Annotated in this window: 25 protein-coding genes; 14 read left to right on the top strand and 11 right to left on the bottom strand. The window is 62.1% G+C overall.

What is annotated here, in order from left to right:
• Positions 1-157: 157 nt before the first annotated feature.
• From pssA to EAG14_RS08655, 4 genes are all read right to left on the bottom strand, one after another.
• On the bottom strand, positions 158-991 hold the full coding sequence (gene pssA, locus EAG14_RS08670) for a CDP-diacylglycerol--serine O-phosphatidyltransferase (RefSeq protein WP_099655743.1): 834 nt from the start codon (positions 989-991) through the stop codon (positions 158-160).
• Between the two features lie 206 nt (positions 992-1,197).
• Complete coding sequence (gene ilvC / locus EAG14_RS08665) at positions 1,198-2,214, bottom strand: ketol-acid reductoisomerase (protein ID WP_056067358.1); 1,017 nt, start codon at positions 2,212-2,214, stop codon at positions 1,198-1,200.
• A gap of 159 nt (positions 2,215-2,373) precedes the next feature.
• Positions 2,374-2,865, bottom strand: coding sequence for an acetolactate synthase small subunit (gene ilvN / locus EAG14_RS08660; protein ID WP_007857867.1), 492 nt, complete (start codon positions 2,863-2,865; stop codon positions 2,374-2,376).
• Positions 2,866-3,003: 138 nt separating this feature from the next.
• Entirely contained in the window at positions 3,004-4,788 is a 1,785-nt protein-coding gene (locus EAG14_RS08655; RefSeq protein ID WP_121730379.1) for an acetolactate synthase 3 catalytic subunit, read from the bottom strand.
• A 284-nt stretch (positions 4,789-5,072) separates the two neighbouring features.
• On the opposite strand from EAG14_RS08655, the gene EAG14_RS08650 reads away from it, so the two are divergent.
• From EAG14_RS08650 to EAG14_RS08625, 6 genes are read left to right on the top strand one after another with little or no spacing between them, the layout of a single operon-like run.
• Positions 5,073-5,642 (top strand): RNA polymerase sigma factor, encoded by a 570-nt coding sequence (locus EAG14_RS08650; protein ID WP_121728604.1) that lies wholly within the window; start codon positions 5,073-5,075, stop codon positions 5,640-5,642.
• A complete protein-coding gene (locus tag EAG14_RS08645) occupies positions 5,639-6,085 on the top strand; it encodes a DUF3619 family protein (RefSeq protein ID WP_099741375.1) in 447 nt (148 codons plus the stop codon). Before EAG14_RS08650 ends, EAG14_RS08645 begins: the two co-directional genes overlap by 4 nt.
• Before the next feature lie 32 nt (positions 6,086-6,117).
• Positions 6,118-6,999 (top strand): DUF3106 domain-containing protein, encoded by an 882-nt coding sequence (locus EAG14_RS08640; protein ID WP_121728603.1) that lies wholly within the window; start codon positions 6,118-6,120, stop codon positions 6,997-6,999.
• A gap of 12 nt (positions 7,000-7,011) precedes the next feature.
• Positions 7,012-7,551: an RDD family protein gene (locus EAG14_RS08635; RefSeq protein WP_099741377.1), complete on the top strand. Its 540-nt coding sequence runs from the start codon at positions 7,012-7,014 to the stop codon at positions 7,549-7,551.
• Between the two features lie 49 nt (positions 7,552-7,600).
• A complete protein-coding gene (locus tag EAG14_RS08630; RefSeq protein ID WP_099655748.1) occupies positions 7,601-8,011 on the top strand; it encodes a diacylglycerol kinase in 411 nt (136 codons plus the stop codon).
• Positions 8,004-8,597, top strand: coding sequence for a TIGR00730 family Rossman fold protein (locus tag EAG14_RS08625; protein WP_121728602.1), 594 nt, complete (start codon positions 8,004-8,006; stop codon positions 8,595-8,597). Before EAG14_RS08630 ends, EAG14_RS08625 begins: the two co-directional genes overlap by 8 nt.
• Before the next feature lie 105 nt (positions 8,598-8,702).
• Here the strand turns inward: EAG14_RS08625 and EAG14_RS08620 are convergent, their stop codons facing one another.
• Positions 8,703-9,041 (bottom strand): P-II family nitrogen regulator, encoded by a 339-nt coding sequence (locus tag EAG14_RS08620; protein ID WP_099655750.1) that lies wholly within the window; start codon positions 9,039-9,041, stop codon positions 8,703-8,705.
• A 70-nt stretch (positions 9,042-9,111) separates the two neighbouring features.
• A complete protein-coding gene (locus EAG14_RS08615; protein ID WP_121730378.1) occupies positions 9,112-10,770 on the bottom strand; it encodes an NAD+ synthase in 1,659 nt (552 codons plus the stop codon).
• A 104-nt stretch (positions 10,771-10,874) separates the two neighbouring features.
• Here EAG14_RS08615 and EAG14_RS08610 point away from each other — a divergent pair, with 104 nt between their 5' ends.
• Complete coding sequence (locus tag EAG14_RS08610; protein WP_121728601.1) at positions 10,875-12,131, top strand: GNAT family N-acetyltransferase; 1,257 nt, start codon at positions 10,875-10,877, stop codon at positions 12,129-12,131.
• Positions 12,132-12,258: 127 nt separating this feature from the next.
• On the opposite strand, the gene EAG14_RS08605 is transcribed toward EAG14_RS08610, so the two are convergent.
• Both EAG14_RS08605 and ppa read right to left on the bottom strand, forming a co-directional pair.
• The gene (locus tag EAG14_RS08605) at positions 12,259-14,403 is read right to left on the bottom strand and encodes a methyl-accepting chemotaxis protein (protein ID WP_121728600.1); all 2,145 of its coding nucleotides are present in this window, start codon (positions 14,401-14,403) and stop codon (positions 12,259-12,261) included.
• A gap of 527 nt (positions 14,404-14,930) precedes the next feature.
• Positions 14,931-15,467: an inorganic diphosphatase gene (ppa, locus tag EAG14_RS08600; protein WP_121728599.1), complete on the bottom strand. Its 537-nt coding sequence runs from the start codon at positions 15,465-15,467 to the stop codon at positions 14,931-14,933.
• A gap of 241 nt (positions 15,468-15,708) precedes the next feature.
• On the opposite strand from ppa, the gene EAG14_RS08595 reads away from it, so the two are divergent.
• Positions 15,709-17,790, top strand: a complete 2,082-nt coding sequence (locus tag EAG14_RS08595) for a sodium-translocating pyrophosphatase (RefSeq protein ID WP_121728598.1) — start codon at positions 15,709-15,711, stop codon at positions 17,788-17,790.
• A gap of 157 nt (positions 17,791-17,947) precedes the next feature.
• A complete protein-coding gene (locus EAG14_RS08590; RefSeq protein ID WP_121730377.1) occupies positions 17,948-18,772 on the top strand; it encodes a metal-dependent hydrolase in 825 nt (274 codons plus the stop codon).
• Between the two features lie 123 nt (positions 18,773-18,895).
• Here the strand turns inward: EAG14_RS08590 and EAG14_RS08585 are convergent, their stop codons facing one another.
• Positions 18,896-19,420 (bottom strand): DUF962 domain-containing protein, encoded by a 525-nt coding sequence (locus tag EAG14_RS08585; protein WP_121728597.1) that lies wholly within the window; start codon positions 19,418-19,420, stop codon positions 18,896-18,898.
• 222 nt (positions 19,421-19,642) lie between these two features.
• Between EAG14_RS08585 and EAG14_RS08580 the strand changes: the two genes are divergently transcribed.
• Entirely contained in the window at positions 19,643-20,350 is a 708-nt protein-coding gene (locus tag EAG14_RS08580; RefSeq protein WP_121728596.1) for a Crp/Fnr family transcriptional regulator, read from the top strand.
• Positions 20,351-20,546: 196 nt separating this feature from the next.
• Here EAG14_RS08580 and EAG14_RS08575 read toward each other — a convergent pair whose 3' ends face one another.
• Positions 20,547-21,533 (bottom strand): IS5 family transposase, encoded by a 987-nt coding sequence (locus EAG14_RS08575; RefSeq protein ID WP_121730376.1) that lies wholly within the window; start codon positions 21,531-21,533, stop codon positions 20,547-20,549.
• 122 nt (positions 21,534-21,655) lie between these two features.
• Between EAG14_RS08575 and EAG14_RS08570 the strand changes: the two genes are divergently transcribed.
• From EAG14_RS08570 to EAG14_RS08555, 4 genes are all read left to right on the top strand, one after another.
• A complete protein-coding gene (locus EAG14_RS08570) occupies positions 21,656-23,089 on the top strand; it encodes an aldehyde dehydrogenase family protein (RefSeq protein ID WP_121730375.1) in 1,434 nt (477 codons plus the stop codon).
• 130 nt (positions 23,090-23,219) lie between these two features.
• A complete protein-coding gene (locus EAG14_RS08565; protein ID WP_121728595.1) occupies positions 23,220-23,813 on the top strand; it encodes a DUF2889 domain-containing protein in 594 nt (197 codons plus the stop codon).
• Positions 23,814-23,880: 67 nt separating this feature from the next.
• A complete protein-coding gene (locus EAG14_RS08560) occupies positions 23,881-24,642 on the top strand; it encodes an SDR family oxidoreductase (RefSeq protein ID WP_121728594.1) in 762 nt (253 codons plus the stop codon).
• Between the two features lie 14 nt (positions 24,643-24,656).
• On the top strand, positions 24,657-25,295 hold the full coding sequence (locus tag EAG14_RS08555; RefSeq protein ID WP_121730374.1) for a class I SAM-dependent methyltransferase: 639 nt from the start codon (positions 24,657-24,659) through the stop codon (positions 25,293-25,295).
• A 24-nt stretch (positions 25,296-25,319) separates the two neighbouring features.
• On the opposite strand, the gene EAG14_RS08550 is transcribed toward EAG14_RS08555, so the two are convergent.
• A complete protein-coding gene (locus EAG14_RS08550; RefSeq protein WP_121728593.1) occupies positions 25,320-26,159 on the bottom strand; it encodes a type IV pili methyl-accepting chemotaxis transducer N-terminal domain-containing protein in 840 nt (279 codons plus the stop codon).
• Positions 26,160-26,337 lie beyond the last annotated feature (178 nt).

Genomic DNA, 26,337 nt, shown 5'->3' with positions numbered 1-26,337 from the left:
CGCCCAATGAAAAAGGCCCGCTGCGGTTGCATACGGGCCTTTGTGGAAAAGTGTGCGCGTGCGCCTACTGTCTCCGCCCGTGGGGAGGTAGCAGTAGAGCCAGAGCGAACATATTCATGCGTTGCAATGTAGCACAAGTCCACAACCACGGACACTTTCACTTGTGAAGTCCACGCTCGTCCGGCTCATCGGTAGAGGTGCTGATCACACTGCTGTGCTGCCCTTTGGCTTTGCGCCATGCGTAGACGCCATAGCCACTCACGCCGTACAACACAAACACGCCAAACAGCACAATTGGTGGGTGGATGTTGATGATGGCAATACCCAGCGCAATCAACACGATGGCGGCAAAGGGCACGCTCTTTTTCATCTGGATATCTTTGAAGCTGTAAAACGGCACATTGGTCACCATGGTGAGGCCTGAGTACAGGGTGAACGCAAACATCACCCAGGTGATCTGCGACCAACTCAGCCATGCATCTTCGCCTGGATGCACGCCCAACTCGGTCATCAGCCAGATAAAGCCAGCCACCAAGGCCGCCGCAGCGGGTGAAGGCAGCCCCTGAAAATAGCGCTTGTCCACCACGCCGGTGTTCACGTTGAAGCGCGCCAAACGCAGCGCGGCGCAGGCGCAGTACACAAACGCTGCAATCCAACCCCAACGTCCCAGGCCTTGCAGCGACCACTCATAGGCAATCAAAGCCGGTGCGGCACCAAACGACACCATGTCAGACAGCGAGTCCATCTGCTCGCCAAACGCGCTCTGGGTGTTGGTCATCCGAGCGACCCGCCCATCCAGGCTGTCCAGCACCATCGCACAAAAAACACCCACGGCAGCCATATCGAAGCGTCCATTCATCGCCATAACGATGGAATAAAAGCCACCGAACAACGCCGCCAGCGTGAACAGATTGGGCAGGATGTAAATGCCCTTGCGACGCTTGCGAACCATGACACCGGCGTTGTCGCTGGGCTTATTGCCATCATGCATCAAACAGACCTCCAGCGCTTTATAGGCAAGCGCAAACAGCTATTATATTTATAGCAAATCAATCCAAGGACGCGGAAGCGCCACACCCATCGCCAGACCACTCCGCCAGCCAGACGAAAGAGGCAGTGTAGCCTCTGCCAACCCTGCCGATGGAGCCAATGAAAAAGGCCACCGAAGTGGCCTTTGGATGCTTCACACCGGAAGAATCAGTTGCGGGTCTGGTCGACCAGCTTGTTCTTGGCAATCCAGGGCATCATGGCGCGCAGTTGACCGCCCACCTTTTCGATGCTGTGGTCGGCCGTGTTGCGACGGCGGGCTGTCATCGATGGATAGTTCAGTCGGCCTTCCTGGATGAACATCTTGGCGTAGTCGCCATTCTGGATGCGCTTGAGCGCATTGCGCATAGCGGCGCGCGATTGCTCGTTGATCACTTCAGGACCGGTCACGTACTCGCCGTATTCGGCGTTGTTCGAGATCGAGTAGTTCATGTTGGCAATGCCGCCTTCGTAGATCAGATCCACGATGAGCTTCAGCTCGTGCAGGCACTCGAAGTAGGCCATTTCAGGGGCGTAGCCAGCTTCGACCAGGGTTTCGTAACCCATCTTGATCAGCTCCACCGCACCACCGCACAGCACGGCTTGTTCGCCGAACAGGTCGGTCTCGGTTTCTTCCTTGAAGTTGGTCTCGATGATGCCAGCCTTGCCACCGCCGTTGGCAGCAGCGTAGCTCAAGGCCAGGTCACGGGCCTTGCCGGACTTGTCTTGGTGCACTGCGACTAGGTGGGGCACGCCGCCGCCTTGGGTGTAAGTGTTGCGCACAGTGTGGCCTGGGGCCTTGGGGGCAACCATCCACACGTCCAGGTCGGCACGGGGCACAACTTGGTTGTAGTGCACGTTGAAACCGTGGGCAAAGGCCAGCGAGGCACCTTGCTTGATGTTGGGTTCGACGTTGTTCTTGTACACAGCTGCGATGTCCTCATCGGGCAGCAAGATCATGACCACGTCGGCCGCCTTCACCGCGTCGTTGACTTCCAGCACGTTCAGGCCGGCCTTGCCAACCTTGTCCCACGAGGCACCGCCCTTGCGCAGGCCGACTACGACCTTCACGCCGCTGTCGTTCAGGTTTTGTGCATGGGCATGACCTTGCGAGCCGTAACCAATGATGGCCACAGTCTTGCCCTTGATCAGGCTCAGGTCGGTGTCTTTGTCGTAGAAAACTTTCATGGGTCGCTCCGGTTGAAATACGTTGTAGGGGTTGAAAACTAAACAGTCGATTGTCTTACATCGGATTTGAATTCGGCCGACTGGCTAGGCGGGGAGTCGCAGACAGTGCTTTGGCACGGCACGCTACCCCACGACGCAAACCGGTCGAAAGCCAATCCGTCACACGCGCAGAATGCGCTCGCCGCGGCCAATGCCACTGGCACCAGTGCGGACGGTTTCGAGAATGGCGGTGCGGTCGATGGCCTGCAGGAACGCATCGTTCTTGGACTGGTCGCCCGTCAGCTCGATGGTGTAGCTTTTCTCGGTCACATCAATGATGCGGCCACGGAAAATGTCGGCCATGCGCTTCATCTCCTCGCGCTCCTTGCCCACCGCACGCACCTTCACCATCATGAGCTCGCGCTCGGTGTAGGCGCCTTCGGTGAGATCGACCACCTTGACCACTTCGATGAGGCGGTTCAGGTGCTTGGTGATCTGCTCGATCACATCGTCGGAACCCGTGGTCTGGATCGTCATGCGCGAAAGCGATGGATCCTCTGTGGGCGCCACGGTGAGGGATTCAATGTTGTAGCCACGGGCAGAGAAAAGACCCACGACGCGCGACAGCGCACCGGGTTCGTTTTCCAGCAAAACGGCAATGATGTGTTTCATGGTGATGGATTCCTCTTTTCGCTGCCCTCCCCTGCGCACGGTAATGCGCAGACTTGGCAGGCAATAGATTCGTCAAGAAATGCTATCCATTAGATAGCTGCTAGCGCTTGTCAAATAAGCGCTGGAGGCCGATTTGGCTTAAAGGTCTTCCGACCCCAGCAACATTTCGGTAATGCCCTTGCCGGCTTGCACCATGGGGAACACGTTCTCCGTGGGATCGGTACGGAAGTCCAGGAACACCGTGCGGTCCTTGAGCCTGCGGGCTTCGCGCAAGGCTGGCTCCACATCCTGAGGGCGCTCGATGAGCAAGCCCACGTGACCATAGGCCTCTGCCAGTTTCACAAAGTTAGGCAGCGCATCCATGTAGCTGTGGCTGTAGCGGCCCGAGTATTCGATCTCTTGCCACTGGCGCACCATGCCCAGGTACCGATTGTTCAACGCGCAGATCTTGATCGGCGTGTTGTACTGCAGGCAGGTAGACAACTCTTGGATGTTCATCTGCACCGAGCCTTCACCCGTGATGCAGAACACCTCGGAATCCGGCTTGGCCAGCTTGATGCCCATAGCGTAAGGAATGCCCACACCCATGGTGCCCAGGCCGCCGGAGTTGATCCAGCGGCGCGGCTCGTCAAACCGGTAGTACTGCGCCGCCCACATCTGGTGCTGCCCCACATCGGACGTGACGTAGGCATCCGCATCCTTGGTCATGTTCCAGAGCGTTTCCACCACGTACTGCGGCTTGATCACCTCGGGCGAGCCCATGTCGTACTTGAGGCAGTTGCGGCTGCGCCAGGCCTCGATCGTGTCCCACCATGCAGACAGGGCACCTGCGTCGGGACGCGTGCTGCTCTCGCGGATCATGGAGATCAACTCGGTCAGCACATCCTTCACATCGCCCACGATGGGCACATCCACCTTCACGCGCTTGGAGATGCTGGAGGGGTCGATATCGATGTGGATGATCTTGCGGTCGTTCTGGGCGAAGTGCTTGGGATTGCCGATCACTCGGTCATCAAAGCGCGCCCCCACCGCCAGCAACACATCGCAGTTCTGCATGGCGTTGTTGGCTTCGATGGTGCCGTGCATGCCCAGCATGCCCAGGAATTTGCGGTCTGAAGCAGGATAGGCGCCCAGGCCCATCAGCGTGTTGGTGACGGGGTAACCCAGCATGTCCACCAGCGTGCGCAACTCGTTGGTGGCGTTGCCCAAAAGCACACCGCCGCCTGTGTAGATGTAGGGGCGCTTGGCCGCCAGCAGCAGTTGCAAGGCTTTGCGGATCTGACCACTGTGGCCCTTGCGCACAGGGTTGTAAGAGCGCATTTCCACGCTCTGCGGGTAGCCCGTGTAAGACACCTTCTTAAAGGAAACGTCCTTGGGGATATCCACCACCACAGGCCCCGGACGGCCTGTGCGTGCGATGTGGAAGGCCTTTTTGAGCGTCATGGCCAGATCGCGGGGATCTTTGACCAGAAAATTGTGTTTGACGATAGGGCGGGTAATGCCCACTGTGTCGCATTCTTGGAAGGCATCCAGTCCGATCGCCGCTGTGGGCACCTGACCAGAGATGATGACCATGGGGATGCTGTCCATGTACGCCGTGGCAATGCCAGTCACGGCATTCGTCAAACCAGGACCCGAAGTCACCAGCGCCACGCCCACTTCCCCAGTGGCACGGGCGTAGCCATCAGCGGCATGCACAGCGGCCTGCTCATGGCGCACCAAAACGTGCTGAATGGTGTCTTGTTTGTAGAGGGCGTCGTAGATGTAGAGAACAGCACCACCGGGGTAGCCCCAGATGTATTGCACATTCTCTGCTTGCAGCGATTTGACGAGAATCTCGGAACCCATCAACTCCAGCGAGCCAGCGGTGGAGGCTTGCGCGGCGGCAGCGGCCACGTTGAGTTCTGCTTTGGAAATTTCCATGATCAACCTTTGTGAATTTCTCTGACGAAAAACCTTGGGTGCTCCTTGCGAGTGCTCTTGTGAAGCCAGCTTGGAACTTGAGGCCAAGGACATGGGCGGGATGATTACCGCGCCGGACCGTGACCCGTTTGCCTTTTGAATTGCTTTCGGATTATCGCACTGCAACACACATACACACGATGCATTTCAAAAAAAACATCAAAAATGCGATAATCGAAAGCTGCGCAGCTTCGTAGACCCTCCTTTTGGTCGCAGATCGCGCACCATTCCCGGGCCCATTTGTCTTGGCAACTGAACAAGAACTCTCCGATTTCCTCAAAAGTGTAGAAAAGCGCGCTTTCAAGCGCTCGCTTTACCACGTTCGCAATGAGGAAGCGGCCCTGGACATCGTGCAGGACAGCATGCTCAAGCTGTCGGAGCACTATGGGGACAAGCCCGCCGCAGAGCTGCCCATGCTTTTTCAGCGCATCCTGTCCAACTGCACCCTGGACTGGTTTCGGCGCCAAAAAACGCGCAACGCACTGTTTTCGAACATGAGCGACTTCGAAGGCCCCGGCGAAGATGGCATGGATTTTGATCTGCTGGAGGCATACTCAGGCCCCGACAACGGTGAGCGTGCCGCAAGTGCAGAAGACGAGACCACCAGAGCACAGACCTTTCGGGAAATTGAGGCAGAGATCCAAGAATTGCCAACACGTCAACGGGAAGCATTCCTCATGCGTTACTGGGAAGAAATGGATGTTGCAGAGACAGCTGCCGCAATGGGTTGCTCAGAAGGCAGCGTGAAAACGCACTGCTTCAGAGCCATCCAGACCCTGAGCAAGGCACTGAAGGCCAAAGGAATCGAGTTATGAACACCGCACCAAACCACGCTACCGAAGCAGCTGCAGACCAATTTGCGCGCCGCATTGCGGCCAGAATGGCGCAGGGCACCGATGACTTGCCTTACGACATTACCGAGCGCCTGCGCGCGGCACGCGTACAAGCCCTGGCCAAGCGCAAGGTGGTTGCGCCTGTCCGCAAGGCAGCGCCTGCGCCGGTCGTTCTGCGATCTGGCTCTAGCGCGATTTTGGGTCGCGGCGGCGACGGCGGCTGGTGGAATGCCATGGTGTCGGCCATTCCTCTGATGGCACTGGTGATTGGACTTTTCGCCATCAACATCGCGCAAGATGAAAATGGCCTGAATGAAGTGGCCGAAGTGGATGCAGCCCTTTTGACGGATGACTTGCCGCCAGAGGCCTATACCGATCCTGGGTTCATGCAATTCCTCAAAACCTCGGCCACCGCGCGCAACTGACCCTGCCGGATACCCCACACTACGCGCCCTGCATGCACACAGACAAGACCGTTGCGCCCACCAACATGCCAGCCATCGTGCTGGCTTTGGTGCTTTTGGGCGCCGTGGCGGCAGGCAGCTTTCCAGTGGCGCAATATGTGCTGATGGCGCCCAGTACGCTGCTGCCCGCCCCCAATCCCAAGCCCATCAATGCACGCCCGGCGAACATGGCAAACGCGGACCGCACCCCGGATACGCTTGCTGAAATTGCCTCCGGACCAGGTTGGGAAACCCTGACCACACCGCAAAAATTGGCCCTCTACCCGTTGGCAGAGCGCTGGGCTGTACTGAGCGAGAGTCAAAAACGCCGCTGGCTGGCTCTGTCCCAAACCTTTGCAGCCCTTCCGGCCGAAGAGCAGGACAAACTCCACAACCGGATGACCGAGTGGGCCAATTTGAGTGGGCGCCAGCGCAGCCAGGCGCGATTGAACTACGCCGATGCGCAACGCCTAGACCCCAGCGAAAAGCGGGCACAGTGGGAGGCCTACCAGGCCCTGAGCGAAGAAGAAAAACGGCTATTGGCGGCCGACGCGCCCGCCAAACCCGCAGGTGCGGCCACCGCCTTGCGGCCGGTGGCCCCGCAAAAGCTGGCCAAGGTTCCAGCCGCAACACAGGCAGGCCCGGCACGCGCCAACCCGCCCAAAATTACGCCGGTGGACCCTCACACACCCCGCCCCATGGTTACACCTGCAGCCGTTGCGACGCCCTCGGATGCCGCTTCAAGCCCTTCAGCACCGGTGGTCGTGGAGACAAATCCCGTCACCATTCCTTCGGCAACGGGCTCGTCCCTGCCACCGCTGGCCCCCACATCCAGTGCACCAGAGCCTGCCACCGCGCCCGCTCGCCCCGAAGATCTGGGCTACCAACCGCAGTGATACGCTTGCGGCATGTCCGCCCGTCCTGATTTCACTGTGCCCCAGCCTTCGTCTCCGTTCGCCTCCGCCTCACAGCAAGCCCCCAGCCTGAAGCGGCGCATGGCCTGCTGGCTGTACGAGGGCATCTTGATGTTTGGTGTTGTATTCATTGCGTCGTATCTGTTTGATACGCTCAGCCAATCTCGCCATGCACTGGACAATCGCTACCTGCGCATGGGCTTTCTGTTCATCGTGTTTGGGATCTACTTCGCATGGTTCTGGGCCAAAGGGCAAACGCTGGCGCAAAAAACCTGGCACATCCGCGTGGTAAGCCCCTCTGGCCAAGCCATCACGCAAACACGCGCCCTGCTGCGGTACGTGCTCTGCTGGGTGTGGTTTTTGCCTCCGTTGGCGGCTTACTCCACCGGCATTCCGGTGCTGGAAGTGCTGGTGCTACTGGCAGGCTGGGTGGCCGTATGGGCCATTTTGAGCCGATTCCATCCCACCCAGCAGTTCTGGCACGATGCATTGGCAGGCACCCGTCTGGTGCATTTTGTCCAAGCTAAAAAATAAAAACCCAGCTGCGCGCATCCATGCGCGCCTGGTTAACACATCCCTGCGCATGCCATCCACGCCACCCCACTCCTCCAACCCCGCCAACCTCCAAAAAAGCCGCACGGGCCTGAACCGGGTATGGCACGCCGCAGGCTATTCCATCGAAGGCCTGAAGGCCGGTTGGCAGGAAACAGCCTTCCGCCAGGAAGCCCTCGCGGCCATTGTGCTGCTGCCAGTGGCCTGCTGGCTGGGCAAGTCATGGGTAGAGGTAGCCCTGCTGGCGGGGTCGGTCATCATTGTGATGATTGTGGAGTTGCTCAACACAGGCATTGAAACAGCCATCGACCGCATTGGCCCCGAGTGGCACGATTTGTCCAAACGCGCCAAGGACATGGGCAGCGCTGCGGTGCTGTTGGCGCTCTTGCTCTGTGGCGGCATCTGGGCCGCAGCCCTCTTTCAAAGGTTCTTCCATGGCTAGCCCCGCTTTTTCCATTTGTGTGTATTGCGGCTCCCGCCCCGGCGAGAACCCCGCATTTGCCCAAGCCGCCCAAGCCGTAGGGCAATGGATTGGCGAGCATGGAGGGCAGCTGGTCTATGGCGGCGGGCGCGGCGGACTCATGGGGGTGGTGGCCGAGGCCACACGCCTGGCAGGGGGCCGTGTGGTCGGGGTCATCCCGCAAGCCTTGGTGGACAAGGAACTGGCCAACCGCGAATGCGATGAACTGCACATTGTGCAAACCATGCACGAGCGCAAGGCCATGATGGCCGAACGCAGTGATGCCTTTGTCGCGCTGCCAGGCGGCATTGGCACGTTTGAAGAGCTGTTTGAGGTGTGGACCTGGCGCCAGCTCGGCTACCACGGCAAGCCCCTGGGCCTGCTGAACGTGGCGGGCTACTACGACGGTTTGCTGGCCTTTTTGCGCACCAGCGTGGCCAGTGGCTTTATGGGGGACTGGCAGATGGCACTGCTGCAGGCCGACACATCGGCAGAGCCCCTGCTGTGCAATCTCGTGCAGGCATCGGGACCCGACCAGGCCCCCACCCCGCTGCGCTCGGTCATCTGAGCTTGTTGAGCAGCGCCCTAGGGCAAAGCACGCCGCACGGAGGGCTCTGCCATTGAGCAGGCTCCGCTGAGCACCCCCTCTGCAGCAGCAGAGAGGGCCAGTGCATCAAATCGCGGAGTCGTCCAGATCCCCCGTGCGAATGCGCACCACGCGTTCCACGGGCGTGACGAAGATCTTGCCGTCACCGATCTTGCCTGTGCGGGCCACATTCACGATGGCGTCCACGCAGCGGTCCACATCTTCGGTCTTCACAGCCACTTCCACCTTCACCTTGGGCAAGAAGTCGACGACATACTCGGCACCGCGGTACAGCTCGGTGTGTCCTTTTTGACGGCCAAAACCTTTGACTTCGGTCACCGTCAAGCCCGTCACGCCGCATTCGGCCAGGGCCTCGCGGACTTCTTCCAGCTTGAACGGCTTGATAACTGCGGTGATCATTTTCATGGGTGGGTCTCCTGGGAATGTCAAAAAGGCTTTGGGCCTGGGGATTGAAAAACGAACCAGACAGAGCCCGTCAGGCCCTGAACTGGCTGGTGATAGGGTAACGCCAGTCTTTGCCAAAGCTGCGGCGCGTGACGCGAACCCCTACAGGGGCCTGGCGGCGCTTGTACTCGTTGAGCTTGATGAGGCGGGTGACGCGCTCGACATCAGCGCGGGCAAAACCAGCGGCGATGATGGACTCGATGGGCTCGTCATTCTCCATGTACCGGGCCACGATGGCGTCCAGCACCTCATAGGGCGGCAAGCTGTCCTGGTCTTTCTGGTCGGGACGCAGCTCGGCACTGGGTGGGCGGGTGATGATGCGATCGGGGATGGGGTTGGCGCCCGTTCCATACGGGTCGTTGGCGTTGCGCCAACGCGCCAGGTCAAACACCCGCGTCTTGGCCAGATCCTTGATGACGGCAAAGCCCCCGGCCATGTCGCCGTACAGCGTGCAGTAGCCCGTGGCCATCTCGCTCTTGTTGCCCGTGGTCAGCACCACGGCACCAAACTTGTTGGACAGCGCCATGAGCAAGGTGCCGCGAATGCGCGCCTGCAGGTTCTCTTCGGTCGTGTCTTCAGGCAAGCCCGCAAACTCGGTGGCCAGCGCTGCCTTGAAGGCTTCAAATTGGGGCTTGATCGAAATTTCGTCGTAACGCACGTTCAACCGTTCGGCCATGTCGCGGGCGTCAATCCAGCTGATGTCGGCCGTGTAGGGCGACGGCATCATCACCGCACGCACCTTGTCAGCGCCCAGCGCGTCCACGGCAATGGCCAGCACCAGCGCGGAATCAATGCCGCCCGACAAGCCGAGCAAAGCCCCCGGAAAGCGGTTTTTGCCCACATAGTCACGCACGCCCAAGACCAGGGCATCCCACAGATCGGCCTCAGCGCTGGGCACTGGGGCCACATCCGCTACCAATTCAATAGCGCCTTGCGCTGATTGGGTGCGCGCTACAAACAGATTTTCTTTAAAACCCGGGGCCCGGCCCGCCACCGCGCCGTTGGCATTGAGGGCGAACGAGCGCCCCTCAAACACCACCTCATCCTGCCCACCGACCAGGTGCGCGTAGATGAGGGGCAGGCCCGTTTCGGCCACGCGCTCGCGCATGGTCTGCTCGCGCTCGGCGCTTTTGCCCAGATGAAAAGGCGATGCGTTGATCACCGCCAGCAACTGCGCTCCGGCCGCTGCGGCATCGCGTGCCGCCGCAGGAAACCAAGCGTCCTCGCAGATCAGCACCCCTACGCGCACGCCGGCCACCTCCACCACGCAAGGCGTTTGCTCCGCCACAAAGTAGCGGCGCTCATCAAACACCTGGTAGTTGGGCAGCTCGCGCTTGAAATAGGTTTGCTCGACCTGCCCATGGCGCAGCACGCTGGCCGCGTTGTGGCAAGGGCTGAAGGCCGGGGCGCCCGCTGCCACGGCTTGCGGATGGCCCAGCACGATGACCAAGCCCCGTAACCCTGCGGTCTCGCGGGCCACGGTTTTCACGGCATCATCACAAGCTGCCAAAAAGGCAGGCCGTAGAAACAAGTCTTCTGCGGCATAGCCACACACCGCCAGCTCGGGGGTCAACAACAACTGCGCCCCCTGGGCATGGGCCTCGCGCGCGGCGGCAATGATTTTTTGCGCATTGCCGGGCATATCGCCCACCACAAAATTGAGCTGTGCAGTGCAAATGGAGAGCGTCATGGAACTGAAGAAGGCCCCGCAGGCCTGGTTGGACAACGCCCACGCAGGCCCTGTAAAGCAGAGGCAAGCACCCTGTTTGGGTCCCTGCTCCCCCAAGGCACGCCGTGGCTGAGTCGCACATTATCGCCCGCGTACACCCCAGCGTGCTCGACCTGCCCGCAGAGCCCTGGAATGCGCTGCTGGCCCAGCAAACCCATGCCACGCCGTTCATGCGCCACGAGTACCTTTCGGCCCTGGAGCGCAGCGGCAGCGCCACCCCGCGCACGGGCTGGACGCCGCGCTTCATCTCGCTGTGGGACAACGACGTGCTGATGGCCGCCTGCCCGCTGTACCTGAAAGACCACTCGTACGGCGAGTACGTGTTTGACTGGGCCTGGGCCAATGCCTACGAGCAGCACGGCGTGCCTTACTACCCCAAGGCCGTGGTGGCCGTGCCCTTCACGCCTGTACCCGGAAGCCGCTTGCTGGCGCGCGACGATGCCGCCCTGACGCTGCTGGTGCAAGCAGCCCGGCAATGGTGCGTGGACGAAGGCATCTCATCCCTGCATGTGCTGTTTGCCAGCGAACAAGACACCGCAGCCTGCGCTGAACAAGGCCTGATGCTGCGCCACACCGTGCAATTCCACTGGCAGAACGCACGCCCTGAGCCCGCAAATGCATCAGGCCCAGGCACCACATTGCCACCCTCCCACAGTCCCTTCACCAGTTTTGATGACTTCTTGGCCCACCTCAGCCAAGACAAGCGCAAAAAAATCCGGCAAGAGCGCCGCCGTGTGGCCGATGCGGGCGTGCAGTTCCGCAGCTCGCAAGGCCGCGCCATCAGCCAGGCAGATTGGGATTTTTTCTACCGCTGCTACGAGCGCACCTACCTAGAGCATGGCAACCCGCCCTACCTCAGCCGCGCCTTCTTTGCCGAGATGGCACAGCACCTGCCCGACGCTTGGTTGTTGTTCATCGCCGAGCGAGACGGCGCCCCTATTGCTAGCAGTTTGATAGCTATCAGCGCTTATGAATCAAGCGCCAGCGGCAAAAATGACCAAGAACTTGTGGCCTATGGCCGCTATTGGGGCGCACTGGAGCGCGTGGACTGCCTGCACTTTGAGGCCTGCTACTACCAGCCCTTGCAGTGGTGCATTGAGCAGGGCGCGTACCGCTTTGAAGGCGGTGCCCAGGGCGAGCACAAAATGGCCCGGGCCTTGCTGCCGGTGCAAACCCACAGCGCCCACTGGTTGGCGCACCCCGCCTTTGCCGATGCAGTCGAGCGCTTTTTGGAGCGTGAGGGCGAAGGCATTGGCGAATACCTGGAGTCACTGCAAGAGCGAACGCCCTTTCGCCAAGCGACCGGACCGGCACCCGGGTAACGTCCCATTCAACCCATCGCACAGAAAAAAGGCCGGGGCATCATGCACCGGCCTTACAACCTTCAACGCTGGCGAATACAGCCTCCAGCAAAACCCCAAGGGTCTGAGCCCTCAGGGCTAAGCGCTGTCAGAACGACTCCCAATCCCCATCGTCGCCCCCAGCCGCTTTGGGCTTGGCCGCACTGCTGAAAGGCACTTGGCGCACAGGCGCAGCCGCCTTGGGAGCGGACGCAGCAGCCATCTTGACCTTCAACTCCTTGGCCAGTTGGATCACGGCAGTACCCACTTTTTGCGACGCATTGGAAAAGCCTGTGTTGTTCTCCAACTGTTTTTCGGCTTCTTCGTAAGCCCTCTGATTGATCAGGCGCGCCACCTTGCCAGCTTCTTGGTGGAACTGGCGGTGCGACTCCAACAAATTCACAAACGAAGGCTTGCCGCCGTATTGGGAGCCGCCAGCGCCATGCAGCCACTTGCCCAGCTCACAGCAATCGTCGCGCGACACTGTGTCGGCGTCCAAGCTCTCGCGCTGCGTCACAGCCGTGCGCAGCTTGGCGCGCCAATTGGCATGGGCTTGAATGGCGTTGTCCAGATTCACGCCCAAAGAGGCGCCGCCATGCCCGCTACCACCTGCGCTGCGACCCAAGGCCTTGGCCGCAGGTGCCGCCACGCGGGCCGAAGCAAAGTGCGCGCGTGGTGCCGCAGCCTGCGCACGGTGGGCCTGGGCGCTTTGCTCATCGGCGGGCGAGAGCTTGAAAAACGCCACCGTGCTCACCAAGTCTTGCGCCTGGTTGTTCAGGCTGCTGGCCGCGGCGGCCATTTCTTCCACCAAGGCAGCGTTCTGCTGCGTGACTTGGTCCATCTGCGTCACGGCTTCGCCCACCTGGCTCACGCCCTGGCTTTGTTCGTTGCTGGCCGCACTGATCTCACCCATCAGGTCCGTCACGCGCTTGATGGCGCCCACCACCTCGGTCATGGTGTTGCCAGCCTGATCCACCAACGCGGTGCCCTGCTCCACTCGCTCCACGCTGTCGTTGATCAGCGTCTTGATCTGCTTGGCCGCCTCAGCCGAGCGACCGGCCAGGCTGCGCACCTCGCTGGCCACCACGGCAAAGCCACGGCCTTGCTCACCCGCGCGGGCGGCTTCCACCGCTGCGTTCAAAGCCAGGATGTTGGTCTGGAAGGCAATGCCATCGATCACACCAATGATGTCGCTGATCTTGCGCGAGCTGTCGTTGATGCCCTTCATGGTCTCAACCACCTGGCCCACCACATCGCCACCTTGCACAGCCACGGTGGACGCACTCATGGCCAACTGGTTGGCCTGGCGGGCGTTGTCCGCGTTCTGGCGCACGGTGGAATTGAGTTGCTCCATCGATGCGGCGGTCTGCTGCAAGGCACTGGCTTGCTGCTCGGTGCGCGCACTCAGGTCGTTGTTGCCCTGGGCAATTTCTGACGAGGCCGTCGCCACGTTCTCAGAGCCTTCACGCACATGGCCCACGATGCGCGACAGGCTTTGCTGCATCTCCGCCAGGGCGTGCAGCAGGCGGGCAGGCTCGTCCTTGCCCTGGGCGTCAATGTCGATCGACAAATTGCCCCGGCTGATTTCTTCGGCTGCCTCTACCGCGCGCTGCACCGGGGTGGTGATGGAACGCGTAGCCCACACGGCAAACAGCAGCCCCATCAGCAAAGACACACCGGCCCCCACACCCAGCGTCCATTGGCTTGTCTCGGTCCCACTGATGACAGACGTCTCAAAAGCGTCCAGCTCTGCCTTGGTGTAGTCGGTCACGTTGTCCAGGGCTTTGATGTAGTTTTGGGCCAGGGGGCGCAGCTCGCTGTCCACCAGGGCAAAGACGTCTTCGCCGGTCTTCTTGCGCTCCAGCAACTTGGCCCGTGCATCCACATACACTTTGCGCTCAGCGGCCACTTTGGCCATCAACTCTTTGCCCCGAGCCCCCTCCATCAGGGCTTCAAGCGTCTTCTGCTTCTCAGACACGTCCTTGGTGGTCGCCGCCATTTCATTGCCCAGCGCGGTGATGTAGCCCGCATCCGAGGTCTTGAGTGCCGCCGAGGCACGCACCCAGTTCAGATTGATCGCGGCCTTCCAATGGATCGCCAGTTCATTGCGCTCAATGTCAACAGACGCGATTCGGGCCGTCGCCTCTTTGAGTGTGGACAAGCGCCAAACGCCCAGCGTGGCAAGCAGGGCCGTGATCAGCAAGACAAGGCCAAAGGCCAATCCCAAGCGGGTACCGATTTTGAGTTGATTCATGGTAGTTCTCTGCAAAAAAGGCTTGCCTGCACCTGCCACCCTGCCCCCTCAAGGCACGGATGCTGTCTCCGGTCGAGCACCGCGTCCATACTGCGGCCTCCAGGCAATCCACTGTTATCGCTCGCGCACTCACAGGTGAAGAGACACGCGCATATGGATTATGCTTCAAATTTTTTACATTTGCATCAATTTTATCAATTTAAACATTGAATGACAATATTAACCGCTTAGAAAGCCAAGCTATCGCAGCGACGCGATGTATAAATTGTTAAAAATAGCGATTCGCATTTATCAAATATATACAAACCATCGTACGCCTCAGCAAGGTGTTTGGGTAGTGTTTGACGTGGAGCAAGCATCGACCAAAGCGCACTCCGCAGGGGCACAACCCAGCACTACAGGCGGCGCTGGGCTGCGGCCAGGCAAAAAAAATGCACGCGGTACTGCGTGCATTGGTTCCATCGGAAGAATGGAAGGATTCACAGAGGCCTGATTCAAGCCTCTGCGGGGCGCAAGCGCCTGAACGATCAGGCCTGGGTCTTTTGGTAGTTGGCCACGCCGTCGGTGATTTCCTTCTTGGCGGCGTCAATGCCTTCCCAGCCCAGCACCTTGACCCACTTGCCCTTTTCCAGGTCTTTGTAGTGCTCGAAGAAGTGAGCGATGGCGTTGCGGCGCATGCCGTTCACGTCGTCAATGTTCTTCCAGTGGTCGTACATGGGCAGGATCTTGGAAGTGGGCACCGCGATGACCTTGCCATCCACACCAGCCTCGTCTTCCATCATCAGGATGCCCAGAGGGCGGCAAGTCACCACCACACCAGGGTGCAGGGGATAAGGCGTGATCACCAGCACGTCCACTGGGTCACCGTCGCCCGACAGGGTCTGGGGCACGTAGCCATAGTTGGTGGGGTAGTGCATGGCCGTGGTCATGAAACGGTCCACAAAAATGGCGCCCGACTCCTTGTCTACTTCGTACTTGATCGGGTCCGCATTCATCGGGATTTCGATGACCACGTTGAAGGACTCTGGAAGGTTCTTGCCGGGGGTGACGTTGTTGAGGGACATGTCTTTAAAAATAGTGGTTAGCAACGGTAACCCGCGAAGCATGGCATGCCATATTGCGTCGGGATTAACCCTGATTTTAGGGGCACACCCCTTTCTACCCGCTTGCATTTGGGGCTTTGGCTGTAAATTGAGCACGTTGGCCAATCGGCCCTGCAGCGCGGGGCCCGAGGAAGCAACGCAGCGGAAGCACCACCGATGCGTCGTGTTTCCATCCGTGCAACTGCATTCATAGGAGCACCGAATGGCTGATAGCGCAGCAATGACCCCTCCCCTTCTTCTCGCCCTGGTCTGCGGACTGGTGGCCGTGGCCTACGGCATCTGGGCCCGGGGCTGGATCCTGGCCAAAGACCCTGGCAACGCCCGCATGCAGGAGATCGCAGCCGCCATCCAGGCGGGCGCTGCGGCCTACCTCGCACGCCAGTACAAGACCATCGCCATCGTCGGCGTGGTGCTGGCGGTTCTCATTGGCATCTTCCTGGACGGCACCACGGCGGTGGGCTTCGTGGTGGGCGCGGTGCTCTCGGGGGCCTGCGGCTTCATCGGCATGAATGTCTCGGTGAAGGCCAACGTGCGCACGGCGCAGGCGGCCACACAGGGCATTGGCCCGGCGCTCGATGTGGCGTTTCGCGGCGGGGCCATCACTGGCATGCTGGTGGTGGGGCTGGGCCTCTTGGGCGTCACCGGGTTCTTCTGGTTCCTGGCGGGCAACGGCAACCTCACGCCCACGGCCCATCTGGCCACGCTGCTCAACCCGCTGATCGGGTTTGCATTTGGCTCGTCGCTCATTTCCATCTTTGCGCGCCTGGGCGGCGGCATCTTCACCAAGGGCGCCGACGTGGGCGCAGACCTGGTGGGTAAGGTCGAAGCAGGCATCCCCGAAGACGACCCGCGCAACCCCGCCGTGATTGCCGACAACGTGGGCGACAACGTGGGCGACTGTGCCGGCATGGCGGCCGACCTGTTCGAGACCTATGCCGTGACGCTGATCGCCACCATGGTGCTGGGGGCCCTGCTGGTGGGCTCTGCCGCCGTGAGCGCCGTGGTCTACCCCCTGGCGCTGGGGGCCGTGTCCATCATTGCGTCCATCATTGGCTGCTTTTTCGTCAAGGCCACGCCGGGCATGAAGAACGTGATGCCTGCGCTGTACAAGGGGCTGGCGATTGCGGGGGTGCTGTCGCTCATTGCCTTTTACTTCGTCACGGTGTGGATCATTCCGGACAACGCCATCGCCGCCAGCGGCAGCCAGATGAAGCTGTTCGGCGCCTGCGCCACCGGGCTGGTGCTGACGGCCGCGCTGGTGTGGATCACCGAGTTCTACACCGGCACGCAATACTCGCCCGTGCAGCACATCGCCCAGGCATCCACCACAGGCCACGGCACCAACATCATTGCGGGCCTGGGCGTGTCGATGCGGTCCACCGCCTGGCCGGTGATCTTTGTGTGCCTGGCCATCCTCTCGGCCTACCAGTTGGCCGGGCTGTATGGCATTGCGGTGGCCGCCATGTCCATGCTAAGCATGGCGGGCATCGTGGTGGCGCTGGATGCCTATGGCCCCATCACCGACAACGCGGGCGGTATTGCCGAGATGGCCGAGCTGCCCAGCAGCGTGCGCGACATCACCGACCCGCTGGACGCCGTGGGCAACACCACCAAGGCCGTGACCAAGGGCTACGCCATCGGCTCGGCCGGGCTGGCCGCGCTGGTGCTGTTTGCCGACTACACGCACAAGCTCGAAAGCTACGGCCGCGTCATCACGTTCGACCTGTCGGACCCGCTGGTCATCGTGGGCCTGTTCATCGGCGGCCTCATCCCCTACCTGTTTGGCGCGATGGCCATGGAGGCCGTGGGCCGCGCCGCCGGTGCCGTGGTGGTGGAGGTGCGCCGCCAGTTCAGCACCATCCCCGGCATCATGGACGGCACCGGCAAGCCCGAGTACGGCAAGGCAGTGGACATGCTCACCACCGCCGCCATCAAGGAGATGGTGGTCCCCAGCCTGCTGCCTGTGGTCGTGCCCGTGGTGGTGGGCCTGCTGCTGGGCCCCAAGGCGCTGGGCGGGCTGCTGATGGGCACCATCGTCACGGGGCTGTTTGTGGCCATCAGCATGTGCACGGGCGGCGGCGCGTGGGACAACGCCAAGAAGTACATCGAAGACGGCCACCACGGCGGCAAGGGCTCTGAGGCGCACAAGGCCGCCGTGACGGGCGACACGGTGGGCGACCCCTACAAGGACACCGCAGGCCCGGCCATCAATCCGCTGATCAAGATCATCAACATCGTGGCGCTGCTCATCGTGCCGCTGGTGGTCAAGTTCCACGGGGGGTGATGGCGCACAGGCCCTCCATGCGCACGGGGGCGATCCGCCTGATTCGCATCAAGCCATAGGCGGCGGGCGCAGCGTCTTGCGCAAACATTGATTGACGCCTGCGCCCGCCCTCTTCACGATGGCAGTGCGTGCGTTACTGTTTGAAGGAGACACAGCCATGACCGAACTGGTCGTTCGCCGCCTGTTGATTGACCTGGCCCAGCCCATGGCGCAGCACTGGTGCGGGGGCGATGCGTTTCGCACGGCGCTGTTCAATGCGCTGTCGATGAGCTTTCCGATGGGCGAGCAGTTCTTCATCGATGCCGTGCGAGATGGCCACAAATCCATGCCCCCCGAGCAGCACGCCCGCTATGCCAGCGAGGTGCGCGGTTTTATCGGGCAAGAGGCCACACACCGCCGCATCCATGGCCTGTTCAACAGCCACCTGGAGCAGCGCGGGCTGCGCAACCTGTGGGCCCAGTCCATCGAAAAGCAGCGCAAACAATTTGAAGGCCTGGACCCGCGCCACGCCCTGGCCGTCACAGCGGCCAATGAACACTTCACGGCCGTGCTGGCCGAATGGCTGCTGGGCCACCCCGACATGCTCGAAGGCAGCGAAGAGCGCCTGCAAACCCTGTGGCTGTGGCACAGCGCCGAAGAGGCCGAGCACAAGAACACCGCGTTTGACATCTACCAGGCGCTGGGTGGCGACCACCGCTGGCGCATCGTCTGGTTTCGGCGCACCACGCTCATGTTTGTGCTGGATGTGACGCGCCAAACCGTGCACAACCTGCACCGCGATGGCAGCCTGTACCGGCCCAGCACCTGGGCCAGCGCATGGCGCACGCTGATGGGCCCCGCCGGGCTGGTGCGCCACACCTGGCGCCCCTGGAAGGCCTACCTGCGCCGCGACTTTCACCCCAGCCAGCAAGCCAGCCCGCTGTCTGGCGAATGGCTGCAGCGCAACCGCAGCCGCTTCACGCTGGTGGGCGAGCGGGGCTGACGCTGTCTGCATCCAGACACATACCCGCCGCTACCAAATTCATAGCTGCTAGCGCTTGACCATTGAGCGCTAGCGGGCATTTTCATCCACACTCCGTCTTCGAAGTGAGAAGGCTGCAGCCCATCAAGCCGCCCGGCCCAGGTCACGCAGGCGCACCGGGCCGCTGCGCTGTTCAATGGCTGCCTGCACCTCTTTGCGCAGGCCCAGCGCAAAGCCCCACTCGGCCACCACAAACAGCGGCCCCACCAGCAAGCCCATGATGTCGTCCACAAACGCGGGTTTGCGCCCTTCGTAGTAATGCCCCACAAACTGGATCACCCAGCCCACGGTAAACAGGCCCACGCCCCACAGCAGCCACGCTGTGGTGGCCAGCGGCGCCATGGCCTGGGCCAGCGCCAGCATGGCGGCCAGCAGGGCCGCCATCACCAGCCCCAGGCGCAAGTCCAGCCGCAGGTAAAAGGCGCCCGCCGCCACCGCACACACCAGCGCAGGGCTGGCGGGCACTCCCGCCACCCACCACACGGGGCGCGAGAGCAGCAACACCACCGCAAACATGATCATGGGCACGCCCACAAAATGGGTATGGATGTTGCGGGGGTCGCGGTGGTAGGCGGCGTACTGGGCCAGGTGGTCGATCAGGGTTTTCATGGGTGTCTCCGTTCGTTGTTTTGCGCAGGATCGAATGTCTGGCGTGAATGGCGCTAACGTCTGTCGTGCAGCCGACAAAAATCGGCGCCCGCCCTGCTACTGACCTCCTCACCGCCATCACCTCTGCCCCCACGACACCACGGCCTTACCCGCCATTTTTGGCCTTAACCGCCTGAACGGCCTCACCGGCCCCGCCAAAGCCCGCTGCTTTTCTTGACCTGCATGACGACCGAAGTCTCCGACCACCTTTTGGCACTCCAATCGGGCCGCTGGTTTGCCCAGCTGCCCTCTGATTTTTCTGACGCCCTGATCCGCATGGGCCGCATCCGCCAGCTGGCCGTAGGCCAGGCGCTGTTTTTGCGGGGCGATGCGCCCTGTGGGCTGTACGCCGTGCTGCGCGGTGCGCTCAGCGTGTCAGGCACCGGCGGGCGGGCCGACGATGCGCGCTCGGCCCTGCTCACCCGGCTGGAGCCGCCCCAGTGGTTTGGCGAAATATCGGTGTTTGACGGCAACGCCCGCAGCCACGACGCCGTGGCGGCCGAGCCATGCACCCTGCTGCACGTGCCCCACGACGCCCTGCAAGACTGGCTGCGCACCCACCCCGAGCACTGGCACGCCCTGGCCCTGCTGGTGACCGACAAGCTGCGCACCGCCTTCATCGCGCTGGAAGACGCCGCCCTGCTGCCCGCCCCACAGCGCCTGGCCCGCAGGCTGGTGATGATGGCCGAGGGCTACGGCCAGTGGAACGCCGGGGGCCTGACCCGCCGGGTGATTGCGCTGTCGCAAGAGCAGCTATCGCAAATGCTGTCGATCTCGCGCCAGACCACCAACCAGATCCTCAAAGACCTGGAAGCGCGCCAGCTGGTGCGCGTGCAGCGCGGCGAGGTGGAGATCATGGACCTGGCCGGACTGCGGCGCATCTACGCGTGAGACCTCACCCACCCTCACTATCAAAACAATAGCTGCTGTCGCTTGTTTTACAGGCGCTAGGGAGGCTCTTCACGAATCGGTTCTGGTTGTGCCACGGTGATGTGCGAAGTAAAAAGCACTCGCGTTGAGTAACTTTGGCGTGAGCAGGGCACCCTCAGACGCTGTGCGGGGGCCATTGGCCCCTGGTACTTGGGCGTCACGCTCCCTGCACGCGCACTTTCCCCATGCTCGCCAGCAGCTTGTGCCTTGCCATCCACAGATTCCCCAACGCAAACAGTGTGACGATCTGCGCCGAGTTCTTCTTGAGCCCTCGGTAGCGCACCTTCACGTATCCGAACTGCTGCTTGAGCACCCTGAACGGGTGCTCCACCTTGGCCCGGATGCTCGCCTTGGTGCGTTCAAGTTGCTCGATCAGCGCATCTACAGGTTTGTCTTTGTTCAGGGCTCGACGCAACCCTGGGCGCATGGCCACATGCCAGCGTACGTTCTTGTTGGCATCGGCCCGCTTGTCTACCCCTTGATAGCCCGCATCGCCAAAGGCATCCGTTTCTTGCCCGTGCAGCAGACTGTTGGCTTCGATCACGTCGCTCACATTGCCGCTGGTGCCTCGCACGCTGTGCACCAAGCCCGATTCGGCGTCCACCCCGATGTGAACCTTCATACCAAAGTACCACTCGTTGCCCTTCTTGCTTTGGTGCATCTCGGGGTCTCGCGCCTTGCCTTCGTTTTTGGTGGATGTCGGCGCTGCAATGAGCGTGGCATCCACCACCGTGCCTGCTTTGAGTTGCAGCCCTTTGGCTTGCAGAAGGGCATTAACCGTAGCGAGGATCTGATCGGCCAGCTTGTGGCGCTCTAGCAGATGCCGAAAACGCAGGATGCTCGATTCACTGGGGATGTGCTCGTCCCAGTGCGATAGGCCCGCAAAGTCCCGAAAGGCTGGCACGTCGTGCAGCGCCTCTTCCATGGCTGGATCGCTGAGCTTGAACCACTGCTGCATGAAATGGATACGCAGCAGGGTCTGCACTGCAAAGGGCTGCTGGCCCCGGCGTCCGATCTCTGGGGCGTAGGGCTCAATGAGCGAGAGCAACTCGGCCCAGGGCACCACCAACTCCATCGCATCAAGGAACTCGCGCTTACGCGTGCGCTTGGTGGTATTGCTCAGGCCCAGGCTGCTTTGCTTCATGAGCGTATTGTCCTGGCAGCAGGCTTGCTCAAGCATCTCGCACGGGGATTCGTGCAGAGAATCCCTAGCGGTCCATTTGTTTAATAGTAAGCACGCATTCGATTTCTATGCAGAATGGCACCATGCAACTGAACTACATCGCCAACGCCTCCGTTCCGTCTGCCTCCGGCCGCACGCTTGCGGTGGTGGATCCTTCTGACGGCCAGCCCTTTGACGACATTCAGCGCAGCAATGCCGCCGACATCGACACGGCCGTGCACGCTGCGCGCCAGTGCTACCACGCGGTGTGGCAACGCATGGCCCCGGCAGACCGGGGGCGGCTGCTGCAAAAGCTCTCGGCCAAGGTGCTGGAACATGCCGACGAGCTGACGGCGCTGGAGCAGCGCGACTGCGGTAAGCCCACCAAACAAGCCCGTGCCGATGCCCTGGCGCTGGCGCGCTACTTTGAGTTCTACGCCGGGGCCTGCGACAAGCTGCATGGCGAAACCATCCCCTACCTGGACGGCTACAGCGTGCTCACCTGGCGCGAGCCGCATGGCGTCACCGGCCACATCATCCCGTGGAACTACCCCATGCAGATCTTTGGCCGCAGCGTGGGCGGCGCGCTGGCGGCGGGCAATGTGTGCGTTGTGAAGCCTGCTGAAGACGCCTGCCTGTCGCTCATCCGCGTGGCGCAACTGGCGGCCGAGGTGGGCTTTCCGCCGGGCGCCATCAACATCGTCACCGGCTACGGCCACGAGGTGGGCGACGCACTGGCGCGCCACCCCGGCATCGACCACATCAGCTTCACCGGCAGCCCCAAGGTGGGCACGCTCATCCAGCAGGTGGCCGCCGAGCGCCACTGCCCCGTGACGCTGGAGCTGGGCGGCAAGAGCCCCCAAATCATCTTTGCCGATGCCGACCTGGACGCCGCTGTGCCGGTGGTGCTCAACGCCATCGTGCAAAACGCCGGGCAGACCTGCTCGGCCGGATCGCGCGTGCTGATCGACTCGCTCATCTACGAGCCCCTGCTGGAGCGCCTGGGCCACGCTTTTGAAAAGCTGCGCGTAGGCCCCGCCGCCATGGACCTGGACGTGGGCCCGCTGATCCGCCAAAGCCAGCAGCAGCGCGTGTGGGACTTTTTGTCGGACGCACAAGTCGCAGGCATCCCCATGGTGGCGCAAGGCGTGGTGGTGGACGAGGCCCCTGAAGGCGGCTTCTACCAAGCCCCCACGCTGCTGCGCGATGTGCCCGTGGGCCACCGCCTGGCGCAGGAAGAAGTGTTTGGCCCCGTGCTCTGCGCCATGGCCTTCCAGGACGAAGACCACGCGGTGGAACTCGCCAACGCCACGCAGTTTGGGCTGGTGGCAGGCATCTGGACGCGCGACGGTGCCCGCCAGTTCCGCATGGCCAAACGGGTACACAGCGGGCAGGTGTTCATCAACAACTACGGCGCGGGCGGCGGGGTGGAGCTGCCGTTTGGCGGCGTCAAATCCAGCGGCTACGGGCGCGAGAAGGGGTTTGAGGCGCTGTATGGCTTCACCACCCTGAAGACCGTCGCCATCAAACATGAATAACCCCCTGAGCCGCTTCGCGTCTTCCCCCTACAGGGGGACGCCGCCAGCGCGGCGGGGCGGCCCTTGCGCGGCAGCACTCGCTAAGACCGCGCCAGTTTCAATCTCTCGCTACCAGCCACGATAGAAACGCATGCCCCTGCTCTCCCCCGCCCCCCGCAAAGCCAGCCATATCCGCCGCGTGACCTACCAGGGCTACGAGCGCGAAGACGGGCTATGGGACATCGAGGCCGAGCTGCACGACAGCAAGGCGCATGACATGCCCTCCTTCAGGCGCGAAGGCGTTCGCATGGCGGGCGACCCCATTCACCACATGTGGCTGCGCGTCACCATCGACCGGCAACTGGTGGTGCACGCCATCGAGGCCGCCATGGATGCCCACCCGCTGCAAGACTGCCCCCAGGCCCGCCCCGCACTGCAAGGCATGGTCGGCACCTGCATGGCGCGCGGCTGGCGGCAGGCCATTGCGCAGCACCTTGGCGGCGTGGCCAGCTGTACCCACCTGCGCGAGCTGCTGTTCAACATGGCAACCGCCGCCTTCCAGACCCTGCCCGCAGCCTTTGGCGGTGGTGACCCGGACACCCCGCCCCGCCATCTGGGCCAGTGCACAGGGTGGGACTTTGAGGGCAACGGGGTCAAAGAGTATTTCCCGCAGTTCTACGGGCGCGGGTCGGCCAATGTGCAGCCCTCCAGCCCATCGCACCCTTCAATCAAAAAGAGCCTCTAGCGCTTACCAATCAAGCGCAACAAGCTATCAAAAGCAGAGCAAACCACCCTTTACCAGGAGACCCCGCATGCGCGTGCAGAACAAATCCATCATCGTCACCGGCGCTGGCAATGGCATTGGCGAAGGCATTGCCAAGCGCCTGGCCGAAGAAGGCGCCAACGTGCTGGTCAACGACATCAACACCGCAGGCGGCCAGCGCGTGGTGGCAGAGATCACGGCGGCCGGGGGCAAGGCCGCCTTCTTCCAGGCCGATGTCACGCAATCCGCCCAAGTCCAGGCCTTGGTGGCAGAGGCCGAGCGCCTGTTCGGCAAGCTGGACGCCATGGTGAACAACGCGGGCTGGACGCACCGCAACCGCCCCATGCTGGAGGTGAGCGAAGAAGAGTTCGACAAGGTCTTCGCCATCAACGTCAAAAGCATCTACCTCAGCGCCATCCACGCCGTGCCCGCACTGCGACGCGCAGGCGGCGGCAGCCTCATCAACATTGCCTCCACCGCCGGACTGCGCCCCCGCCCGGGCCTGACCTGGTACAACGGCTCCAAGGGCGCGGTCATCACCATCAGCAAGTCGATGGCGGCCGAGCTGGGGCCCGACAACATCCGCGTCAACTGCCTGAACCCCGTCTTCAACCCCGACACCGGGCTGGCAGCGGAATTTGCAGGCGGCCCGGTGGACGAAGCCCGCCGCGCCAAGTTCCTGGCCACCATCCCGCTGGGGCGTTTCTCCACCGCACAAGACGTGGCGAATGCGGCGCTGTACTTGGCCAGCGATGAGGCCGCCTTCATCAGCGGCGTATGCATTGAGGTGGACGGGGCGCGCTGCGTGTAACCCCCCAAATGACCATGCAGGACTACTACGCCGCCCGCGCCAAGGAATACGACCAGATCTACGCCAAGCCCGAGCGGCAGGCCGATCTGCGCCAGATGGAAGACTGGCTGCCCACCGTATTGGCCGGGCGCAACGTGCTGGAGATTGCCTGCGGCACCGGCTACTGGACGCAGTTCTACGCCCCCCAGGCGCATGCCGTGCTGGCCATGGACGGGGCCCCGCAAACGCTGGAGATCGCCCGCACACGGGTGCCAGCCAATGTCACGCTGGTGCAGGGCGATGCCTACCAACTGGCCACGCTGGAGCAGCGCCCCTGGGATGCGGCTTTTGCGGGGTTCTGGTGGTCTCACATTCCACGCCAGCGCATTGCGACGTTTCTGCAAGGGCTGCACGGCGTGCTGCAGCCAGGGGCCAAGGTCGTTTTCATGGACAACCGGTATGTGCCGGGCAGCAGCACCCCGATTTCAGAGCGTGATGCCGATGGCGACACCTATCAGCAACGCCCGCTACGCGATGGCTCTGCGCACCGGGTGCTGAAGAACTTCCCTGAGCGCGAAGAGCTTCTGGCTTGCGTGGCACATGGCACAGCCGACGCGCAGGTCCATGAATGGCAGCACTTCTGGGCGCTGGAATACACGCTGCTGCCGCGGTAAAACCACCAGGCGCCCCTCTCGGTCTCAGCCCAGCACTTCGCGCAGGGCCGCGTCGTACAACGAGGTCAGCCGGTCCGTCACCTCCAGCAAGCGCTCGCTGGTGGTGGCCACAGCAGACATGCCCTGGGCATCGGGGTTGCGGCGCATGGCGGTTTCAAAAAACAGCCACTGGGCCTGGCCCAGGTCCAGCTCGGTGCGGATGGCGGCGGTGGACACTGGCGCTGCCGCCAGGGCTTGCAGCGCCTGTTTGAACTCGGCGGCGTCGGCATTCATTTGGGTTTGCGATGCCTTGGGCTCCACGCCCGCAGCCATCAAGAAATAGTGCTTGGCCATGCGCTGCGACAGCATGCGCTGGCGCCCAGCCAAACCCACAAGCTTGGCGCTGGGTGCGCGAGCCAGCTTTTCCAGCGCCTCGGTGGCGGTCTGCGCCGCAGCCATCATGCGGTCGGCCTGCTCGGCCACCGCCACGGCCGATGCCTTGGAAGGCGCCACCGCCGTGAGCGTGTTCAAGATGTTGTACTGCTTTTGCACTTCTTCCAGCTGCCGGCTCAGCTCGGCAGGCCAGGCCCCCGCAGTAGACCCTTTGGCCAGGTCTGCGGCCCCGGCCTGCGCCTGCTTGCGCGCCTTGGCCAACGCTTCCAGGGCGACATCGGGCATCACGCCCAAATGCTGCTGGCAATAGGCCTTGGCCATGCGCTGCGACATCGCCCGGAACGAGCCCGACACGTTGATGGCCGCAGACAACGCCATCTGCGCCTGCACGGAGGCCGCCCAGGTGGGCAACACCACGCCCGCCGTCACCCATTGCACAAGGCGCCGACGTTGGCGCGACCACGGAACCACGGTTGGATTGCTGCATGTCATGACGGTGCCTGCTTTCTGTCAGAGTAACTGGGGTAAACCCTTGAAGGTCATGGAATTGTCATGACAATGTCAACCTACTCCCTTGCGCCAGATCAATATGCCGCCAGCAGCCCAAGGCGAAGATCCAGCCAAGTGCACAACCCGCTCGCGTCTTGACGCGGATCAAGACAATGAAGGA

This window comes from Acidovorax sp. 1608163, assembly GCF_003669015.1.
Taxonomy (GTDB): Bacteria; Pseudomonadota; Gammaproteobacteria; order Burkholderiales; family Burkholderiaceae_C; genus Acidovorax.
This window is presented reverse-complemented; position numbering and strand designations above follow the sequence as displayed.

What these genes read in the sequence shown, in the direction of transcription:
- EAG14_RS08570 (WP_121730375.1), top strand. Translation starts at nt 21,656, where the DNA reads ATGCAACTGAACTACATCGCCAACGCCTCCGTTCCGTCTGCCTCCGGC.
- EAG14_RS08575 (WP_121730376.1), bottom strand. Translation starts at nt 21,533, where the DNA reads ATGAAGCAAAGCAGCCTGGGCCTGAGCAATACCACCAAGCGCACGCGT.
- EAG14_RS08550 (WP_121728593.1), bottom strand. Translation starts at nt 26,159, where the DNA reads ATGACATGCAGCAATCCAACCGTGGTTCCGTGGTCGCGCCAACGTCGG.
- EAG14_RS08620 (WP_099655750.1), bottom strand. Translation starts at nt 9,041, where the DNA reads ATGAAAATGATCACCGCAGTTATCAAGCCGTTCAAGCTGGAAGAAGTC.
- EAG14_RS08580 (WP_121728596.1), top strand. Translation starts at nt 19,643, where the DNA reads ATGACGACCGAAGTCTCCGACCACCTTTTGGCACTCCAATCGGGCCGC.
- EAG14_RS08625 (WP_121728602.1), top strand. Translation starts at nt 8,004, where the DNA reads ATGGCTAGCCCCGCTTTTTCCATTTGTGTGTATTGCGGCTCCCGCCCC.
- EAG14_RS08560 (WP_121728594.1), top strand. Translation starts at nt 23,881, where the DNA reads ATGCGCGTGCAGAACAAATCCATCATCGTCACCGGCGCTGGCAATGGC.
- EAG14_RS08565 (WP_121728595.1), top strand. Translation starts at nt 23,220, where the DNA reads ATGCCCCTGCTCTCCCCCGCCCCCCGCAAAGCCAGCCATATCCGCCGC.
- pssA (WP_099655743.1), bottom strand. Translation starts at nt 991, where the DNA reads ATGCATGATGGCAATAAGCCCAGCGACAACGCCGGTGTCATGGTTCGC.
- ppa (WP_121728599.1), bottom strand. Translation starts at nt 15,467, where the DNA reads ATGTCCCTCAACAACGTCACCCCCGGCAAGAACCTTCCAGAGTCCTTC.
- EAG14_RS08655 (WP_121730379.1), bottom strand. Translation starts at nt 4,788, where the DNA reads ATGGAAATTTCCAAAGCAGAACTCAACGTGGCCGCTGCCGCCGCGCAA.
- ilvN (WP_007857867.1), bottom strand. Translation starts at nt 2,865, where the DNA reads ATGAAACACATCATTGCCGTTTTGCTGGAAAACGAACCCGGTGCGCTG.
- EAG14_RS08645 (WP_099741375.1), top strand. Translation starts at nt 5,639, where the DNA reads ATGAACACCGCACCAAACCACGCTACCGAAGCAGCTGCAGACCAATTT.
- EAG14_RS08555 (WP_121730374.1), top strand. Translation starts at nt 24,657, where the DNA reads ATGCAGGACTACTACGCCGCCCGCGCCAAGGAATACGACCAGATCTAC.
- EAG14_RS08605 (WP_121728600.1), bottom strand. Translation starts at nt 14,403, where the DNA reads ATGAATCAACTCAAAATCGGTACCCGCTTGGGATTGGCCTTTGGCCTT.
- ilvC (WP_056067358.1), bottom strand. Translation starts at nt 2,214, where the DNA reads ATGAAAGTTTTCTACGACAAAGACACCGACCTGAGCCTGATCAAGGGC.
- EAG14_RS08585 (WP_121728597.1), bottom strand. Translation starts at nt 19,420, where the DNA reads ATGAAAACCCTGATCGACCACCTGGCCCAGTACGCCGCCTACCACCGC.
- EAG14_RS08615 (WP_121730378.1), bottom strand. Translation starts at nt 10,770, where the DNA reads ATGACGCTCTCCATTTGCACTGCACAGCTCAATTTTGTGGTGGGCGAT.
- EAG14_RS08590 (WP_121730377.1), top strand. Translation starts at nt 17,948, where the DNA reads ATGACCGAACTGGTCGTTCGCCGCCTGTTGATTGACCTGGCCCAGCCC.
- EAG14_RS08630 (WP_099655748.1), top strand. Translation starts at nt 7,601, where the DNA reads ATGCCATCCACGCCACCCCACTCCTCCAACCCCGCCAACCTCCAAAAA.
- EAG14_RS08640 (WP_121728603.1), top strand. Translation starts at nt 6,118, where the DNA reads ATGCACACAGACAAGACCGTTGCGCCCACCAACATGCCAGCCATCGTG.
- EAG14_RS08595 (WP_121728598.1), top strand. Translation starts at nt 15,709, where the DNA reads ATGGCTGATAGCGCAGCAATGACCCCTCCCCTTCTTCTCGCCCTGGTC.
- EAG14_RS08635 (WP_099741377.1), top strand. Translation starts at nt 7,012, where the DNA reads ATGTCCGCCCGTCCTGATTTCACTGTGCCCCAGCCTTCGTCTCCGTTC.